The sequence below is a fragment of the Williamsia sp. CHRR-6 genome (assembly GCF_018474015.1).
Taxonomy (GTDB): domain Bacteria; phylum Actinomycetota; class Actinomycetes; order Mycobacteriales; family Mycobacteriaceae; genus Williamsia_A.
Genome location: NZ_JAHCSG010000006.1, coordinates 26446 through 43311, shown reverse-complemented (window position 1 = coordinate 43311; position 16866 = coordinate 26446). Strand labels below are relative to the sequence as shown.

The following is a 16866-nucleotide window of genomic DNA, read 5'->3' as shown; positions in this document are numbered from 1 at the left end:
CGCGACAATGTTCGCACAGAAAAATGAGGGTTTCCTCATGTTCTCCGGTGACCGCTCGGTATACCCACCGGTAACCCGACGGGTAACCTTTCACCAAGGGCCGCCGGGGTATCCGGGTCTGGGTATCGGCGCTGTTCACACGTGGGATCGCCAGTGCGACCCACCTTCGCACGTGAACCGATTTTCGTTATCTGATCGTTATCTGATTCGGATCGGGTGCGTGGCGCCGACGCCGGCGCAGCCTTCGTACCGTGAAGGTGTGAACGACTGCGTCTTCTGCTCGATCGTCGCCGGCACCGCACCGGCGCGGCTCATCCACTCCGACGCCGACGTGCTCGCCTTCCTCGACATCCGACCGGTCCGCCCAGGTCACACCTTGGTGATCCCGCGCCGACACATCCCCGATCTCGCCGGTATCCCCAGCACCCTGGGCGCCCGGATGTTCGACACCGCACGGGCCGTGGGAGCCGCTCTGCGGGCGTCGTCGGTGGCCGCAGACGGGGTGAACGTGGCGATAAACGACGGGCGTGCGGCCGCGCAAACCGTTTTCCACAGCCACATCCACGTGGTGCCGCGCCACCACGGCGACAAGATCTCGATGGCGGCAGGGCTGGTGACGCGGCGCGATCGGGACCCCGACGCCACGGCAACCGCGATCCGCGCGGCCTTCGTGGCGCCGGTCGCCGACGGGGAGCGCTGAGAAACCGGCTCTGAGAACCGGTCAGTCGCCGCCGGTCAGGTCGATGGGCTCCCAGGGCTCGCGCGACACCGCAGCCACCGACTCGTCCACCGATCCGGGCGCGACACCGCGGGCCTCGAGCTCGCGCCAGACGCCCTCCAGCGCCCGCTTGGGGTCGAGGAGGTACTCCGACTCGCGGACCCGCCAGAATCGCCAGCCACACCGCCGCAGCTCGCGTTCGCGCTCCATGTCGGCGCGGGCCTGCTCGGGTGTGCTGGTGAACTCGTCACCGTCGCACTCCACGGCCAGCCGCGCGTCGGCCCCGGTCACCACCAGGTCGATCACCCGATTGTTCACCGAGACCTTGGGATTGACGTGGAAGCCGCGAGCCACCAACTCGAGGAAGATCTGTTGCTCGAAAAGGCTCTCGAACGGCTCGACCCGCTCGGTGGCGCTCACCTCGTCGGGCATCGGATCGACCAACGCACCCTCGGTGCGTTCCATGTAGGACAGCAACGAGTACCGCAGATCGTTGTCCTTGAGGGCGTCGGAACCCACCGAGTGGAACAGCCACAGCTGCTCCATGGCCCGCGAGGCCGCCACGTTGAACCGGCGCTGTGACTCGCTGCGGGTCAGCGACACCGGATTCCGGTCGGCCGAGACCACCATCGACAGGAACACCACATGGCGCTCATCGCCCTGGAAGTCCGGCGGGGTCCCGATCCGCAGCGACCGGTCGTACCACTGGGCCGCCGGCAATGCCGCGCGCAGTTTTTGCGCGATCAGGTCGACCTGCCGTTGCCCCTGCAGCACCACGACGCCGAAACTCAGACCCGCATAGGCCGGATCGGCAGCACACGTGACCACCGCCTGCACGAGTGCATCGGCCTCGGCCTGGTTGGTCAGGCCCGCATTGCTGCCCTCGGCAACGGCATCGGAGACGAAGACGGTCCGCAGCGGCGGCAACCGGTCGGCGCCGAACTGACGGACCGGCACCAGCGGCGAGTCCGGGTAGAACTGCCGCGAGGAGTACTCGATGATCTCGGGCATCGACCGGAAGTGCTCGCGCAGCCGCACCACGTGGCCGAATCTGGTACGCAACATGGAGAACAGGCTGGATCGCGGGGTGAGACTGTCGCGCATGTACTGCGGAACGTCCGAGAGGTAGGTGTCGAGCTTGGCGAACACCTCGTCGAGACCGTTGCCGGCGAAACCGCCTGGCGCACACTGCCGGTCGTCACCGACCACGATCACGCGCGGCGCCAGCCAGAGCAGGAACAGGCTGGTGATGTCGGCTTGTGAGGCCTCGTCGACGATCACTACGTCAAACGAGTTCTGATCCGGCGCGATGGAGGAGAGCACCTGCGAGATGGGCATGATCCACGCCGGGACCGCACCCTGGGCCTGACTCATGGCCGACCGGGCGGCCCGGCGGAACCGCTCCGCGTGCTTGCCCGAACCCTTGCCCAGGTTGGTGATGTGGTCGCGGTAGGACTGCAGTGCCTGCACCTGGGCCACCGTCATCTGCTCCAGGCACTCGCGCCACGCGCAGGCCGCGGCCAGGCCAGCGGTGAAGTGGGCGATGTCGGCTTCGACGGCGTCGAGGTCGGCTTCCAGCCGAGCCTCGCGACCGGGGTCGCTGCGGTCGCGCGCCCAGTCGTAGGCGCGGCGCCACGACCACGCGTCGGTCAGTTCCCGCAGCCGAACGTCCCACACCGGATCAGCTGCGTCTGCGCGCAACAGCTTGTGCAGCTGCGGTGCTTTCTGCCGCAGACGCAACTCGAGGAGGTCGAGAGCACCCTGCTGATCGCGTTGCGCGCGGGCGGTGTTCCACGCTCGACGAGCCTCACGGATGGCGTCGGCATCAGCAGCCGCGATGGCGGCGAGCAGTGCGTCACCCTCGGCCGAGGGCCCCTGATCGACCTCGGCCGACAGCACACGAGCGCACTCGTCGAGCTCCCTGCGTGCCAGCACCGCATCATTGGTGGCCGCGATGGCCGCGGTCTGCTCGGCGACGTGGGCCACCTCGTCGATGCTCTTGGGCCGCGGGCCGCCGGGGCTGATGGATTCGAGCGTGCGGACCAACGAGTCGCGCCCCACGAGAAGCTCTGACACCCAGCCCAGACGAGCGTCCAACAACACCAGCTGACCGAGTTGAGCCGAGCGCGACCCCGTGTCATCGACCGGGACACCCACGTCGGCCAGGATCGACTGCACTGTGCCGACAGCCTGAAGTACCGCGAGGTGATCGGCCACCAACTGCATGGCGGTCGCATCGCCACCCGGCGCCCGACCGTCGACGGTGACCGACAGGCCGAGCGCTTCGACCGCACGCTGCTGCGGCGACTTGCGGAACCTCGACTTCCACGACCCGCCTGAGCGCAGGAACTGGGCAGCGTCGTCGAACACCGAGGCGGCCCCCGCCGCGGGAACGCCGTCGACCACCACGTCATGGGTGCCGATCTCACGATCGCGCCGCGTGGCCTCGTCGACGACGGCCGAGATCTGGGTGACTCGGTTCCACAGGTAGGCGGCCTCACCGGAGAGCAGCCGACCAGCCATCTCCTGCAGGTGGTCGGGGAAGCTGCGGACCTCGGTCACCGCGGCCCGCAACTGTTCACAGGTCGACTTGATGGTGAGCAGCCGGGCGCTGTCGACGTCGGCGAGGATGGCCAGCAGCGAGCCGCTACCGGTCATCTTCTCGACCGGTTGCTCCCGGATGCGGGCGCAGATCGCGTCGATGGTGACCGAATCGGGAAGGATCGCGTCGAGATCGGGCAACCGCTGACCCAGCCGGGCTGCCCAGGTGTCGTCGCGGGTGCGCAACAGCTGCAGCAGCCGGTCCATATCGTCGGTGTCCAACGGCGGCAGCGGCGACTCAAGGGGGCCGGGCAGCCAGTCGTACCGGTCGGCCACGGCCTGGCATGAACGCACGATGGCCGCAGCGGTCCCGCTGTACCCGGCCGCCACCCATTCATGCTTCTCGGTCTCGGATTCCCGCAACTGCCAGATCTCACGCAGGATCTGTTCCCGCTTGGCACGAGCCTGATCACGCTTGGACCGCAGGTTCTTGATCTCGGATGTGACCACCCGCGGCTGGAAGGTGCCCTTGCGAGCGGCGATAGCCTCCACGCTCTCGATCAACGACGCCGACCCGTCCTTGGTGACGTCGGTGATGGCGACGGCCAACTCGCGTAGCTCCGGGGGAAGCTTGTCGCGCAGCACCTGCAGGGCCTGGGCCTTCTCCGAGACCACCAACACACGTTGACCCTTGGCCAGCAGCGCCGACATCAGGTTGGCGATGGTGTGGGTCTTGCCGGTCCCGGGCGGGCCTTCCACGACCACGCCGCTGTCGAGGCCCAGCTGAGCCAGGATGTCGCGCTGTTCGACGTTGGACGGCAACGGGTAAAGAGCGTCCTCGACCAGCTCGGCCGCCGACATCGCGCCGGTCGCGGCGAGCCGTTCGATACGTTCGGGAGCCTCGATCGGCTCGACGAGTTGGGCAAGCCCGATGGGCACGTCCACCTCGGGGTCGCGCAACGCGGTCAGCATCGTCTCGTAGTAGTCGAGCATCGGCCCCGACCCACGGTTGCGCAGGATGAGTGCGGGCTTGGACTCGAGGGTGACCGCGGCCGAGTCGATCGGCACCTCGGCGCGCCAGCGCTGCAACACCTCGTCCATCCCGGAGGCCAGGACCGACGGCAGGGCGGAGACGGCGTCAGCGACCTCGGCAGAAGCGTTGAGATCGAATCCGTCGAGCCCGGTGAGCAGGTGGCTGTCCTGCAGGTCCGGAACCGAGTCACCGGCGAGAGCGATGGTGATGACGCCGGCGACGTGATCGTGCTCGGCGACCACGGCCTGGGTGAGCAGGTGTTGGTTGACGGCGACGCCGTCGGCACCGGCGCTCACCCCGAGCAATCCGTCGGCCAGCACCAGCTCGAGGGACTCGGGGCGTTCGGCGAGTCCGTCGATCATTCGCGCGACCAGCGAGAACACGTCCGGTTTGTCCTCGGCACGCAGTTCCATGAACCGCTCGCCGGGAACTGCCTTGGTCCGCACCGGGATCTGCCACTCGTCGCCGAGCCAGACGATCTCCTCGTGGTCGTCGACGTTGCGCACGATCGTGGACCGAGCGCGGATCAGCTCGTGCAGGAACTGCAGCAGTCGCAGTACCCGCGCGCGACGATCGTCGCCGGTCATCGATTCGGTCATCCCGTCCTCTTCGCCCACAAAAGCGCTGTTCGCGGCCACATGCCGATGCTCGAGCTCGACCTCAGGTCCACATGTGACCGTGACCTTGGCAAAACGCTACCCGTGACCATCGTGATTCATCGTCAACAACGATATTCGACGTGGCACACGCGCGGGCGGCTCGGTACCGCGCCGCCCGCGGGCATGCCGGTCGAGCGCCACCGACGAGTCGGGTGCTGCGTGCGTGAAGGTCAGTGCGCCCCGAGGGCGGTACGGAAGGCGGGGAAGCCACCGTCGACGTATCGGACGTTGGTGTAGCCCAACGACGCGATCTGTTCGGCCACCATCCGGGCGCGCGCCTGGACCGAGACCACCGCGATCTCGGTGTCGAGGCTGCCGACCATGCGGCGCGGAGAATTCGGGGCCAGTGCGGCACTGAGGTTGTCGGGCTCGACGACCACCGCACCGGGCAGGCTGCCCTGGTGCCTGGCCACCTGTGGGCGGGCGTCGACCACGATCGCGTGGCCCTGCTGTGTGTGCTCGGCGGCTTCCGTCGCCGAGATTCGATCCACCACTGACACTGGGGATGTCACCGATCCTCGTAGCATCGCCTCCGAGGGTGCCCGGAGGACAGTTCTTCGAATGGGTCCGAAAGCGGGCGTTCACCCGCCCCCGACGGAGACCAGGCGAACGCACCTGTGACGAACATCGCCGGAAACCGACGCAATGTTACGGGAAAGTTTCACATCGGAGGGTCGTCGCGGCGCACAGGCGACAGATCTCGGTCGAAGGTGACGCAGGGACCAGCGAAGATCAGGACCGACCGCGGCCGGCGACCCGGGGCGACCGGCGTCCACCGAAATCACCGCCACGCCCACCGGAACGAGCCGACCCGCGCTGACGGGGTGGACCCTGATCGACACCGATGTTGATGGGCACATTGGAGATGCGGGTCCGACGCAACGCCGAAAGCGTTTCACGCCCGAGGTCGTCGGGCAGCTCCACAAGGCTGTAGTCCTCACGAATGCTGATGTGCCCGAAGTCGCCACGGGTCAGACCACCCTCGTTGGCGATGGCTCCGACGATGGCACCCGGGGTGACCCGATGCTTCTTGCCCACCGCGATCCGATAGGTGGCGAAGCTGGGGCCGCCCTCGCGCCGGCGGCGCGGCGGACGATCGTCGCCGCTCGAACGCGCACCCGCCGGCGGATCGGGGGTCAACAGGAAGCCGCCGTCGCGGGTCTCGAGTGCCAACGCCGCCGCGATGTCGGCCAGGGTCACGTCGTTGTCGCGCGCGTAGTTCTCGACCAACCGGCGGAACATGTCGAGGTGCTCGGACTGCAGGTTCTCGGTGATCGACTCGCCGAACTTGGCGACGCGCTGAGCGTTGACGTCGTCGACACTGGGCAACCCGATCTCGGTCAGCGGTTGACGGGTGGCCTTCTCGATCGAGCGCAACAGATGACGCTCGCGTGGTGAGACGAACAGCAGCGCGTTGCCCGACCTCCCCGCGCGACCGGTACGGCCGATCCGGTGGACGTAGGACTCGGTGTCGTGCGGGATGTCGTAGTTGACGACGTGAGAGATGCGTTCGACGTCTAGACCACGCGCTGCGACATCGGTGGCGACCAGGATGTCGAGGGTTCCGTTGCGCAGCGAGGCGATGGTCCGCTCCCGCTGCGCCTGCACGATGTCGCCGTTGATCGCCACCGCCGAAAAGCCGCGGGAACGCAGCTTCTCGGCCAACTCCTCGGTCGCCGACTTGGTGCGGACGAAGATGATCATGGCGTCGAACTGTTCGACCTCGAGGACCCGCGTCAGCGCGTCGAGCTTTCGCTGGTGGGAGACCTGCAGGTAACGCTGCGTGATGTTCTGTGCGGTCTGAGTCTTGGCCTTGACGGTGATCTCGACCGGGCTCTTGAGGTACTTCTGCGCCAACCTGCCGATCGCCTTGGGCATCGTGGCCGAGAACAGTGCGACCTGCTTGCTGTCGGGGGTCTCGGACAGGATGCGCTCGACATCCTCGGCGAACCCCATCGTCAACATCTCGTCGGCCTCGTCGAGGACGAGGAAGTCGAGTTCGGAGATGTCGAGGGTGCCCTTGTCGAGGTGGTCGATGACGCGCCCAGGGGTGCCGACCACGATCTGCGCGCCGCGCCGCAGGCCGGACAGCTGCACCCCATAGCTCTGGCCGCCGTAGATCGGGAGCACCTTGATGTCGGGCAGATGCGCGGCGTACTTCCCGAACGCCTCTGCGACCTGCAGCGCGAGTTCGCGGGTAGGAGCGAGCACCAGCGCACGCGGCTTGCGTCCGCCGCCGGCGATCTTCGACAGGATCGGGATGGCGAACGCGGCGGTCTTACCGGTGCCGGTTTGAGCCAGACCGACCACGTCACGACCGTTCATCAGCGGCGGGATGGTCTCGGCCTGGATCGGCGACGGGGTTTCGTACCCCACATCGGTCAACGCCCGCAGGACGCGGGGCTCGATGTCGAGATCTGCGAAGGCCACCGATTCGGTCTCGTGCCCGTTGCCGTCCACTGCTACTCCGACGTTTTCTCGGCTCCCGCGCCGATGGATGAGCTCGCGCTGCTTGGGCGGCGCGAGGTGTGCTGAACCCGAACTCTATCCGCCGAACGCGTCGCGACCACATTCCCGCGCGGCCCTGGTGCCGTGGGACACACCGTGCGCGATTCCGATCAGCGCGGCGGGTAACCGCCACCGGGCGCAGGCCCACCGGGATACGGCCCGGCGCCAGGACTCTGACCGCCGGGGTTCTGACCGCCCGGATAACCGCCACCCGGATACGGGTTCCCCGGACTCGGCGACCCTGGGTACTGCGGACCGGCCGGCGGGTACTGCGTGGGCCGATACTGCGGTGCAGGCGGCGCGGGCGGCGGCGACGGTCGCACGGGCGCAGGTGATGGAGATCCCGTGAATCCGCCGGGACCTGGGAATGACGGCGCCTGCGAGGGGTTCTGGCCGTACGACGTCGGGCCGCCCGTTCCGATCGCCGACGGCCCGCCGAACGTCGGGCCCCCGGGACCGCCTTGACCCCACCCGCCTGCGGGCACGGCGTTGCGCGACGAGCGGCGGCGCAGCAAGACGATGGCGAGGATGATCAGGAGGACCGCGACGGCCACACCGGCACCGAGCGCGATGAACAGGACGGTGTTGCTCTTGCCACCTTCAGAGGGTGCGGAGATGAGCTGGACTCCGTTGCGCTGCAAGAACCCTCGTAGCGTGGCCGCGTCGGTGATGAACGAGGTGGTGCCGGTGGTGAATCCCGAGGAGTTGATTCCCACCACCTCACCGGTGTCGTTGTCGACGGCGGGGCCGCCGCTCATGCCGCCCGAGAGCGCGATGTTCACCTCGGTCCGGGGCTGACCGCCCTCGGCGATCTGTTGACTCGACGCGGCACCGGACTTGAAGCTGGGCGCCGGTAGCCGGGACGGATCAGCGACCTGCCGCACGTTGCCGGGGAATCCCGCTGCGGTCAGCAGCTCACCGGACTTGGGGGCCGACTTGGCCACCGGCAGTGGGGGCAGGTTCTTGAAGTTGTTCAGGCGCAGCAGCGCGTTGTCCCCGTCTCCCACCTTCTGGAAGTCGACCACCTGGGCGGTGGTGAACGAACTGATCTTCTGGTGTTCGCCCGGAGGCTGGATCACCTGCACCTCGCGCGCGATCGGCGACCCGGGATCGTCCCCGTCGACCGCCCAGCGTTCGGAGTTGGCCTGATCCAGGAATCGCTGAGCCGACGTGGACGCGATGTTGCCCTTCTTGACCTGTTCCGAGATGAACTCTTCGCGCAGGGCTTCCTTCACGTCGTCGCCGCCGGAGTCCACGCAGTGTCCGGCGGTGGCGATCGCGCCGTTGTTGTCGACCACGAAGCCGGTGCAGGTGACCGAGACCGTGACCTCGTCGCTGCGCCCGTCTCGGTTCGCGGCATTGACCGACGCGGGGATGAACACGTGTCCCGAGTAGTTCATCTGGATGAACACCAGCGAACGCGTGACCTTGTCGTTGATCTCGGTCTGGGTGTCGGCAGCCGCGAGTCCTGGACCGCAGAGCGCGCCCACCAGGAACGTGACAGCAGAGCAGAGGGTGAGCCGCTTGAGCACGCGACGTCCTTCCTTCGATTGAGCGAGCGAATCGTATCCGATCAATCGTGCGGTTGGGCACGACAACCACCGTATGCCCCGGACGGCCGTCTGAACCCAGCCTAAACCGGCATCCCCGACTGCGCGATGGGTCTGACCCGACCCGCCGATCCCGACATGGCGGACTGACTCGAGCGGTCGGCGAGGCGGTAACCTACCTCACAGGCGCCGTCAGGCGTTCGGCCCGAAACCGCCCCCGAACGGGACGGCATCAGACCATGGAGGTCCCGTGCTCGAAGCGTCCACGCCCGCAACGTTCACCGTCGCCGAGAACGCGTCGTTGGTCGACACCCCGCGGCGCTATGCCGCCGAGAGCCCCTCGATGCCGTTGTTCAAACGCCGCACCGGTGCCGCCTGGACCACCGTGACGGCCGGGGAGTTCATCGACCAGGTCGATGCGGTGGCCCGCGGTCTGATCGCAGCCGGGGTGCAGGTGGGCGACCGGGTCGCCATCCTGTCTCCCACTCGTTACGAGTGGACGTTGCTCGACTACGCCATCTGGCGCGCGGGCGGCGCCACCGTGGCGATCTACGAGACCTCCGCACCCGATCAGGTCAAGTACATCCTGTCCGACTCGGGAGCAACCTTGCTCGTCGTCGACAGCACCGAGCACGCCGACCTCCACGCCGACGTGGCCGCCGCATGTGAGGTGCGCGAGACCTTCGTCATGGATGCCGGTGCCGTCGACACACTCATCGCGCGCGGCGAGTCGGTGCAGGCCGCAGAGCTCGATCGGCGTCGGGCCGGGCAGACCGCAGACGACATGGCGACCTTGATCTACACCTCGGGGACCACCGGCAACCCCAAAGGCGTTGCGCTGACCCACCGGAACTTCCTGTCCGAGTGCGAGGGCGTCAAGGAGACCCTGGGCGACATCATGTACCCCGGGCGCTCCACCCTGCTGTTCCTCCCCCTGGCGCATGTGTTCGCGCGGGTGATCGCCGTCGGCGCCGTGGAGAGCGGGGTCACGCTCGGTCACACCGCGAGCATCACCAACCTGCTGGCCGACCTGGACGAGTTCAGACCGCATTACATCCTGGCCGTACCCCGCGTCTTCGAGAAGGTCTTCAACGGCGCGAAGCAGAAGGCACACAGCGCAGGTAAGGGCGCGATCTTCGACCGGGCCGAGGCGACCGCCATCGAGTACAGCCGCGCGCAGGACAGCGGCAAGCCCGGGTTGCTGTTGAGCATCATGCACAAGGTGTTCGACGTACTGGTCTACGCAAAGCTGCGCGGCGCGTTGGGTGGTCGCTGCGAGGAGGCCATCTCCGGCGGCGCGCCCCTGGGCGAACGTCTCGGCCACTTCTTCCGCGGGGTCGGGCTGCCCGTCTACGAGGGCTACGGGCTGAGCGAGACCGCCGCAGCGGTGACGGTGAACCGGCCCGGCGAGCAGCGGGTGGGCACCGTGGGGCGGCCGGTGGCCGGTGCCTCGGTTCGGATCGCCTCCGACGGCGAGGTTCTGCTGCGTGGCCCGATGGTGTTCGACGGCTACTGGAACAACCCCACCGCCACCGCAGAGGCGATCGTCGACGGATGGTTCCACACCGGTGACGTGGGCGCCCTGGACGACGGGTACCTCTCGATCACCGGACGCAAGAAGGAATTGATCGTGACCGCCGGCGGCAAGAACGTCGCTCCGGCACAGATGGAAGACAACGTGCGCGCGAACCCACTGGTCAGCCAGTGCATGGTCGTCGGAGACGCCAAGCCCTTCATCGCCGCCATGATCACCCTCGATCCCGAGGCACTACCGGACTGGCTGCAGCGCAACGAACTACCCGCCGGCACGCCGGTCAGCGACCTCGTCGACCACCCGGCGCTACGCGCAGAGATCGACAAGGCCGTCGAGGTCGCGAACTCCAAGGTGTCGCACGCCGAGGCGATCAAGAAGTATGTGGTGCTCGCGAGCGATTTCACCGTCGAGTCGGGCGAACTGACACCGACCATGAAGTTGAAGCGCAACATCATCCTGCAGAAGCAGACCGCGGCGATGGATCATCTTTACGCCGACAAGAAGTAGCCACCGCGCTCAGCGCTGGAGATACTCGAGGATTCGCGCGTTCACCAGCTCGGGTTGTTCGAGTTGTAGGAAATGTCCCGCGCCGTCGACGATCTCGACCTCACTGTCGGCCACGAGATGGTCGACGGCATCGGCGTAGGTCGATTGCAGACACCCGTCGTCGCGACCGTGCAGGTACAAAATCGGGGTCTGCGGCGCTCGGTTGGATGCGCGTGTGAGCGAACGGTTCTCGTCGGAGCCGGTCCACGGCCGCGCCGCAGCCCGGTAGTAGCTCAGAGCTGCGCGGCGGTGCGCGTGCGTCGGCAGTGCGTCGAACACGTGCGCGAGGTCCTCGGTGGCCGAATACCCCGGCGACCACGCTCGCCACAACCACGGGATCAGCCGATCCAGGCTGCGCTCGGATACGCCCGGTATCTGGTTGAACGCCATGTACCAACTCATCCCGAGCTGGCGGAGAGTGCGCAGCGACCACGAACCCAGGCCCCCAGACGGTGTCAGGAGCGCGGGCATGGGCGGCACCGACATAACCACGATCGCACCGAACGGCTGATCGTCGAGCGCGGCGATCCCGTTGGCGGTGATCGCACCCCAGTCGTGGCCCACCAGAACTGCGTCGTCACCGCCGTCCAGCGCGGCGTGCATGTCGAGGACATCACGCATCAGGTCACCCACGTGCACGGCCGTCAGCGGGATCTCGCTGGGGGCGTACCCCCGGGTGAAGGGCGCGACGACGCGAAACCCGGCTGCTGCCAACACCGGACCCAGGTGGCGCCACGTCCAGGCGGTGTCGGGGTAGCCGTGCACCACGATCGCGAGTCGGTCACCGGGGCGCCCCCACGCGAACGCCGACAGCGAGATGGTCGACAACCGTAGTGTGATCAATTCCGCACCCGGCGGTGTCGGTGCTGGTGATGCCACTGCCATGACTGGGACTCCTGTTCTCGACACCTCATCGGCGGCATGGTCACCGGAATAGCGGTCCTCCGCAGCGGTGTTGGGCCATACATGGTTTACCAACTGACTTCTGAATCCGCGTTGCTCACCCCTGTCACGGTCGGCGCCACCGCTGCAGCAAACCGAATTTTCATGGCTCCCCTGACCCGTCAGCGTGCGCAGGCAGATGGGACGCCAAGCGACCTACAGGTCGAGCACTACCGACAGCGCGCCGGAGCCGGGTTGATCATCACCGAGGCGACACACGTGAGCGCGACCGCAGGCGGCGCGTACCTCAACACGCCCGGCATCCACACCGATCGTCACCAACAGCGATGGGCCGAGGTCGCCGAGGCCGTCCACGGCGAAGGCGGGAAGATTTTCGTGCAGATCTGGCACGTCGGTCGGGTGGCACACCCGCTGATCCCCGGTGGGGAGCATCCTGTCGCACCATCGGCCATCGCCGCCGAGGGCTCGGCTCACACCCCTGAGGGCAGCAAGCCCCTGGTCACTCCTCGCGCGTTGGAGACCGACGAGATCGCCGGAATCGTCGACTCGTTCCGCACCGCAGCACGCCGCGCTGTCGACGCCGGTCTCGACGGCGTGGAGATCCACGCCGCGAACGGCTACCTGCTGCACGAGTTCTTGGGGGACGACAGCAACCAGCGCACTGACGCCTACGGCGGCTCGCCAGCCAACCGCGCCCGCATCGTGGTCGAGACGGTGCAGGCTGTGGTCGACGAGATCGGGGCCGACCGGGTGGGCATCCGCCTGAGCCCCGGCCATCAGGCCAACGGCATGAACGAGGCCGATCCGGTCACCGTGTACCAGGAGTTGCTGCGTACGCTTGCCGACATCCCGCTCGCGTACGTGCACCTGCTCATCGAGCCCGACGACCCGACCCTGGCCACACTGCGCTCGGAGATCACCAGCCCGGTCGTCATCAACACCGGCTTCGTCATCGAATCCGATTTCGCGCAGCTGGAGTCGTTGGTGGCCAACGGAACTGCCGACGCCGTGTCCGTCGGTCGGTGGTTCATCTCCAACCCCGACCTCGTCGAGCGGCTGCGTACCGGCGTCGAACTGACCGCGCCGGACCAGAGCACGTTCTACAGCCCAGGCGCGAAGGGTTACACCGATTACCCGACGCTGGTCGGCCAGTCGGCCTGACAGCTTGAGCCACGCGATGTCGCCGCAGGAGACCTTTGCGGCGGCACTCACGTGTTCGTGAACCGCATCGCAACCGTGTAGTACAACGCGTCGGAGATCACCTCGACATCGTTGGCGGGTGGCTGAAAGCCAGCGTCTACGACAACCGTTCGCTGTCGTGCACGCGGCCTTGCCCTGAGCACAACGCGGGTGGGTACGTCGATCTGCAATCGCCGTGAACGTGGTGCCACCGGGCGAGCGGTAGGCCGGTCGCGCCTTGGCGAAGCATGAATTGGTGGGGAAGGCCGTCATCCGGGCAGGATCGGTGGCCAAGAACTCACCCGTTCTAGCCCGGAACTCGGCGGGATCGCAGATGAAGTGCTCGTCGATGCCAAGAGGCTGAGGTTCGGCACACACAGCGCCGGACCAGTTTCGGTGCTCGCAGCGCAGGGGCGGTCACGCCGCTCGCGCGCTTGGTGCCAACCAGCCACTCGTCCTCGTACTCTGAGACGGGCAGACGACTGTCAGTTCCACGAGCACGAGGAGCACTCAATGATCTTCATCACCGCGAAGTTCAAGATCAAGCCTGAGCACGCCGACAACTGGGCGGAGATCTCCCGCGAGTTCACCGAGGCCTGCCAGGCCGAGGAGGGGTGCCTCTGGTACTTCTGGTCGCGCACGCTCGACGATCCCACCGAGTATGTGCTGGTGGAGGCGTTCACCGACCCCGATGCCGGTGCGGTGCACGTGAACTCGGCCCATTTCAAGAAAGCCCAGCAGGACCTCCCGCCCTACCTACAGGAGACCCCGAAGATCATCTCCCAGGAAGTGGATGCCACCGATTGGTCCGAGCTCGGCGAGCTGGCGGTCGAATAGCCCCGGGAGCAAACACGGTGGATCGACAGTCCTGGAGGAGAACACCCATCGCGACCGAGTTCGTGCGTGAGCACGCGTTCACTATGGCCTGGTTCGGGCTGATCGACTTCATGTAGTTCGGAGGGGGCCAGGAGGATCCGCCTGCGGGCTCGGCAGCGTGCTGCGGTCAGGCTCTCCGCATCTGACGCACCATCTCCCCCACCACCGCAGCGAATCGCCCCGGCAACTCCTGCGGCGGGTTGTGGCCGCAGTCGAAGTCGACCACCCTGAGCAGATCGGTGAACCGCGAAGAATGCTCCGTCGGCCCGTACAGCCCGGCGATGGTGTCCTCGGTCGGCTCGATGACGATGCTGGGCACGGTGATCGGCGGGCGGGTCGTAATGATCTCCTCGGTGGCGGCATACGCCGGATCACCCGGCGCCAGCCCATAGCGATGCCGGTAGGAGTGCACGACCACGTCGACGAAGTCCGGGTTGTCGAACGATGCTGCGGTGGCGGCGAATTCAGAGTCACCGAAGCGCCAGGTGGGCGACCAGTCGGCCCACAGCGTCTGGGCGATCTCCGACCGGTATCGCGTCAGCCCGGCCCGGCCTCGTTCCGAATGGAAGTAGTACTGGTACCAATACCGTTTCTCCAGATGCGGCAGCACCGGGGTCGACATCGCAGACCTGATGTCCTGCAACAGATATCCCGACACACTCACCAGACCTGACACCAACTCGGGCCACACCGCGGCGACGATGCACGCAGCCCGTCCGCCCCAGTCGCAGCCGGCCACCACCGGCCGATCCAACCTCAACGCGAGGATCAGCTCGCGCAGGTCATGCGCAGGCGCCGCCTGCTGACCCGACCGCATCACCGACTGATCGACGAACCGAGTAGGCCCGAACCCCCGCAGGTACGGCACCACGACGTCATATCCCGCGTCGGCCAGCAGGCGGGCCACGTCGTCGTAGCTGCGGGTGTCATAGGGAAACCCGTGCAGGAGAACGACGGACGCCGCACCCCGCGAACCCCATCGCTGCACCCCGACATCCACCACGCCCGCGCGCACGATCTCGACCGGCGGGGAGACGTGAGAAGCCATGCGCAACACGGTAGCGAGCACCGGTCGCCGTCGCCCCGACCGGGCAGATGAACGACGGCGCAATGGATTCGACGTCGTGGCTGATCCCGTAGCATCCCACCCATGCTGAGACGACTCCTCGCTGCCGCCACCGTCCTCGTAGCCCTCATCACCACGCTCGTGATCGGCGGTACCGGCACCGCATCGGCCCGCGGCTGCCCCGATGTCGAGGTCATCTTCGCCCGCGGAACCGCCGAACCCGGTGCGCCGCTAGGGGTCACCGGGGCGTCGTTCGTCGCCGCGGTACGCGGCGCACTGCCCGGTAGGTCGGTCAACGCCTACGCGGTGAACTACGCCGCGAGTTCCAACTTCCGCGACCGGATCGGGTTGGCTCGCTCGGTGACCAAGGGCGTGATCGACGCACAGAACCGGATCACCTTCATGGCCTCGGCCTGCTCTCGCACTCGCCTCGTGCTCGGCGGCTACTCCCAGGGTGCGATCGTCGCGGCGTACGCCACCAGCTCCCAGGTGACCCTGCCCCCGTCGTACACGTTCCTCGCGCCGCCGGTGCTACCCGCAGCGGTGGCTCCACGGGTGGCCGCGGTGGCGCTGTTCGCGGTCCCATCCACCCGCTTCCTCGCCGATGCCGGTGCGCCGCGCTACGTTCCGTCGCCGCTGTACCGAAACCGCACCGTCCGGTTCTGCATCCCCGGCGACAACATCTGCAACGGTGCCCGGTTGGCGCTGCCAGGTCCACTGCACGTGCTGTATGCGGCCAACGGCGACACCCTGCGGGCTGCGGGGTTCGTCCGCAGTCGGCTGTGAGACAGATCTGAACCGAGCTGGTGGTGCGCGAGGGGGGACTTGAACCCCCACGTCCGAAGACACTGGAACCTAAATCCAGCGCGTCTGCCAATTCCGCCACTCGCGCGTGTGCGTCGGAAGTCACGATACCGGTTGACCTGCTTCGTTCGTGCTGGAGGTACCGTCGTTACATGGCTTCTTCAGGAAGGCGACGTCGGCCGGCACTGATCGCGTTGGTCGTCGTGGCTGCGCTCACCTGCCTGGGGCTGGCCTACTGGCAGTGGGTGCGTTTCGAATCCACATCCGGTACCGGCCAGAACCTCGGCTACGCGCTGCAGTGGCCACTGTTCGCCGCGTTCGTGGTGTACGCCTATCGGCGCTTCGTGGTGCTCGAGAGCGACCCGGAGGAGGTACGCAAAACCTCGCCACAAGCCAAGGGGCCCACCGAGATCCCCGCCGAACTACTGCCACCTCGACCGCCTCGCGCAGTGAGCACACTGCCCGCCGACGATCAGCCCCCCGAGGACCGAGTGTTGGCCGAGTACAACGAATACCTGTCCCAGCTTGCAGCGCGGGACAGCCTCACCAGCCAGGAGAAGCAGTGACCAGCGAACCCGACAAGGCCATCGCCTACGCACCCAACGCCACCCCGGAGAAGGTACGGGGTGCGCTGCTGCGGTACCGGGTGCTGGCGTGGGTCACCGGTCTGTGGCTGTTGCTGCTGGTCGTGGAACTGGTCGTGAAGTACGGATTCGGCGTCACCGCCCTGGATTTCGTGCCGTTCGTGCACGGCTGGGTGTACTTCGCCTACCTGCTGATGGCGATCGACCTGGCCATCCGCGTGCGCTGGCCCATCGGCAAGACGGTGATCACACTCATCGCAGGCACCATCCCGTTCCTGTCGTTCTACTTCGAGCACATCCGCACTCGCGAGGTCAAAGCCCAGTACGGCTTCTGACCTGCCCGTGCGTGAATTGCGCTCGCCGGG

Annotated in this window: 13 protein-coding genes and 1 tRNA gene; 7 read left to right on the top strand and 7 right to left on the bottom strand. The window is 67.1% G+C overall.

What is annotated here, in order from left to right; genetic code table 11:
* Positions 1-259 precede the first annotated feature (259 nt).
* A complete protein-coding gene (locus KIK15_RS15970) occupies positions 260-700 on the top strand; it encodes an HIT family protein (RefSeq protein WP_214245725.1) in 441 nt (146 codons plus the stop codon).
* A gap of 21 nt (positions 701-721) precedes the next feature.
* Here KIK15_RS15970 and KIK15_RS15965 read toward each other — a convergent pair whose 3' ends face one another.
* The 4 genes from KIK15_RS15965 to KIK15_RS18630 form a co-directional block, all read right to left on the bottom strand.
* Complete coding sequence (locus tag KIK15_RS15965; RefSeq protein ID WP_214245724.1) at positions 722-4891, bottom strand: AAA domain-containing protein; 4170 nt, start codon at positions 4889-4891, stop codon at positions 722-724.
* 230 nt (positions 4892-5121) lie between these two features.
* Complete coding sequence (locus KIK15_RS15960; RefSeq protein ID WP_214245855.1) at positions 5122-5451, bottom strand: rhodanese-like domain-containing protein; 330 nt, start codon at positions 5449-5451, stop codon at positions 5122-5124.
* 232 nt (positions 5452-5683) lie between these two features.
* A complete protein-coding gene (locus KIK15_RS15955) occupies positions 5684-7411 on the bottom strand; it encodes a DEAD/DEAH box helicase (RefSeq protein ID WP_307851934.1) in 1728 nt (575 codons plus the stop codon).
* Positions 7412-7569: 158 nt separating this feature from the next.
* Positions 7570-8991: a serine protease gene (locus KIK15_RS18630; protein WP_214245723.1), complete on the bottom strand. Its 1422-nt coding sequence runs from the start codon at positions 8989-8991 to the stop codon at positions 7570-7572.
* Positions 8992-9259: 268 nt separating this feature from the next.
* On the opposite strand from KIK15_RS18630, the gene KIK15_RS15945 reads away from it, so the two are divergent.
* Entirely contained in the window at positions 9260-11050 is a 1791-nt protein-coding gene (locus KIK15_RS15945) for a long-chain fatty acid--CoA ligase (protein WP_214245722.1), read from the top strand.
* Positions 11051-11059: 9 nt separating this feature from the next.
* On the opposite strand, the gene KIK15_RS15940 is transcribed toward KIK15_RS15945, so the two are convergent.
* Positions 11060-11974, bottom strand: coding sequence for an alpha/beta fold hydrolase (locus tag KIK15_RS15940; protein ID WP_214245721.1), 915 nt, complete (start codon positions 11972-11974; stop codon positions 11060-11062).
* A gap of 81 nt (positions 11975-12055) precedes the next feature.
* Between KIK15_RS15940 and KIK15_RS15935 the strand changes: the two genes are divergently transcribed.
* Complete coding sequence (locus KIK15_RS15935; protein WP_214245720.1) at positions 12056-13153, top strand: alkene reductase; 1098 nt, start codon at positions 12056-12058, stop codon at positions 13151-13153.
* 531 nt (positions 13154-13684) lie between these two features.
* Positions 13685-14008 (top strand): putative quinol monooxygenase, encoded by a 324-nt coding sequence (locus KIK15_RS15930; protein WP_214245719.1) that lies wholly within the window; start codon positions 13685-13687, stop codon positions 14006-14008.
* Positions 14009-14174: 166 nt separating this feature from the next.
* Here KIK15_RS15930 and KIK15_RS15925 read toward each other — a convergent pair whose 3' ends face one another.
* The gene (locus KIK15_RS15925) at positions 14175-15095 is read right to left on the bottom strand and encodes an alpha/beta fold hydrolase (RefSeq protein ID WP_214245718.1); all 921 of its coding nucleotides are present in this window, start codon (positions 15093-15095) and stop codon (positions 14175-14177) included.
* 102 nt (positions 15096-15197) lie between these two features.
* Between KIK15_RS15925 and KIK15_RS15920 the strand changes: the two genes are divergently transcribed.
* Positions 15198-15899, top strand: a complete 702-nt coding sequence (locus KIK15_RS15920; RefSeq protein ID WP_214245717.1) for a cutinase family protein — start codon at positions 15198-15200, stop codon at positions 15897-15899.
* A 21-nt stretch (positions 15900-15920) separates the two neighbouring features.
* Here KIK15_RS15920 and KIK15_RS15915 read toward each other — a convergent pair.
* Positions 15921-16005: transfer RNA gene (locus KIK15_RS15915), tRNA-Leu, on the bottom strand.
* A gap of 64 nt (positions 16006-16069) precedes the next feature.
* On the opposite strand from KIK15_RS15915, the gene KIK15_RS15910 reads away from it, so the two are divergent.
* A complete protein-coding gene (locus tag KIK15_RS15910) occupies positions 16070-16483 on the top strand; it encodes a transcriptional regulator (RefSeq protein WP_214245716.1) in 414 nt (137 codons plus the stop codon).
* Positions 16480-16836: a DUF3817 domain-containing protein gene (locus KIK15_RS15905; RefSeq protein ID WP_214245715.1), complete on the top strand. Its 357-nt coding sequence runs from the start codon at positions 16480-16482 to the stop codon at positions 16834-16836. Before KIK15_RS15910 ends, KIK15_RS15905 begins: the two co-directional genes overlap by 4 nt.
* The last annotated feature ends 30 nt before the right edge of the window (positions 16837-16866 follow it).

What these genes read in the sequence shown, in the direction of transcription:
- KIK15_RS15940 (WP_214245721.1), bottom strand. Translation starts at nt 11,974, where the DNA reads ATGGCAGTGGCATCACCAGCACCGACACCGCCGGGTGCGGAATTGATC.
- KIK15_RS15930 (WP_214245719.1), top strand. Translation starts at nt 13,685, where the DNA reads ATGATCTTCATCACCGCGAAGTTCAAGATCAAGCCTGAGCACGCCGAC.
- KIK15_RS15925 (WP_214245718.1), bottom strand. Translation starts at nt 15,095, where the DNA reads ATGGCTTCTCACGTCTCCCCGCCGGTCGAGATCGTGCGCGCGGGCGTG.
- KIK15_RS15935 (WP_214245720.1), top strand. Translation starts at nt 12,056, where the DNA reads ATGGTTTACCAACTGACTTCTGAATCCGCGTTGCTCACCCCTGTCACG.
- KIK15_RS15910 (WP_214245716.1), top strand. Translation starts at nt 16,070, where the DNA reads ATGGCTTCTTCAGGAAGGCGACGTCGGCCGGCACTGATCGCGTTGGTC.
- KIK15_RS15965 (WP_214245724.1), bottom strand. Translation starts at nt 4,891, where the DNA reads ATGACCGAATCGATGACCGGCGACGATCGTCGCGCGCGGGTACTGCGA.
- KIK15_RS15920 (WP_214245717.1), top strand. Translation starts at nt 15,198, where the DNA reads ATGCTGAGACGACTCCTCGCTGCCGCCACCGTCCTCGTAGCCCTCATC.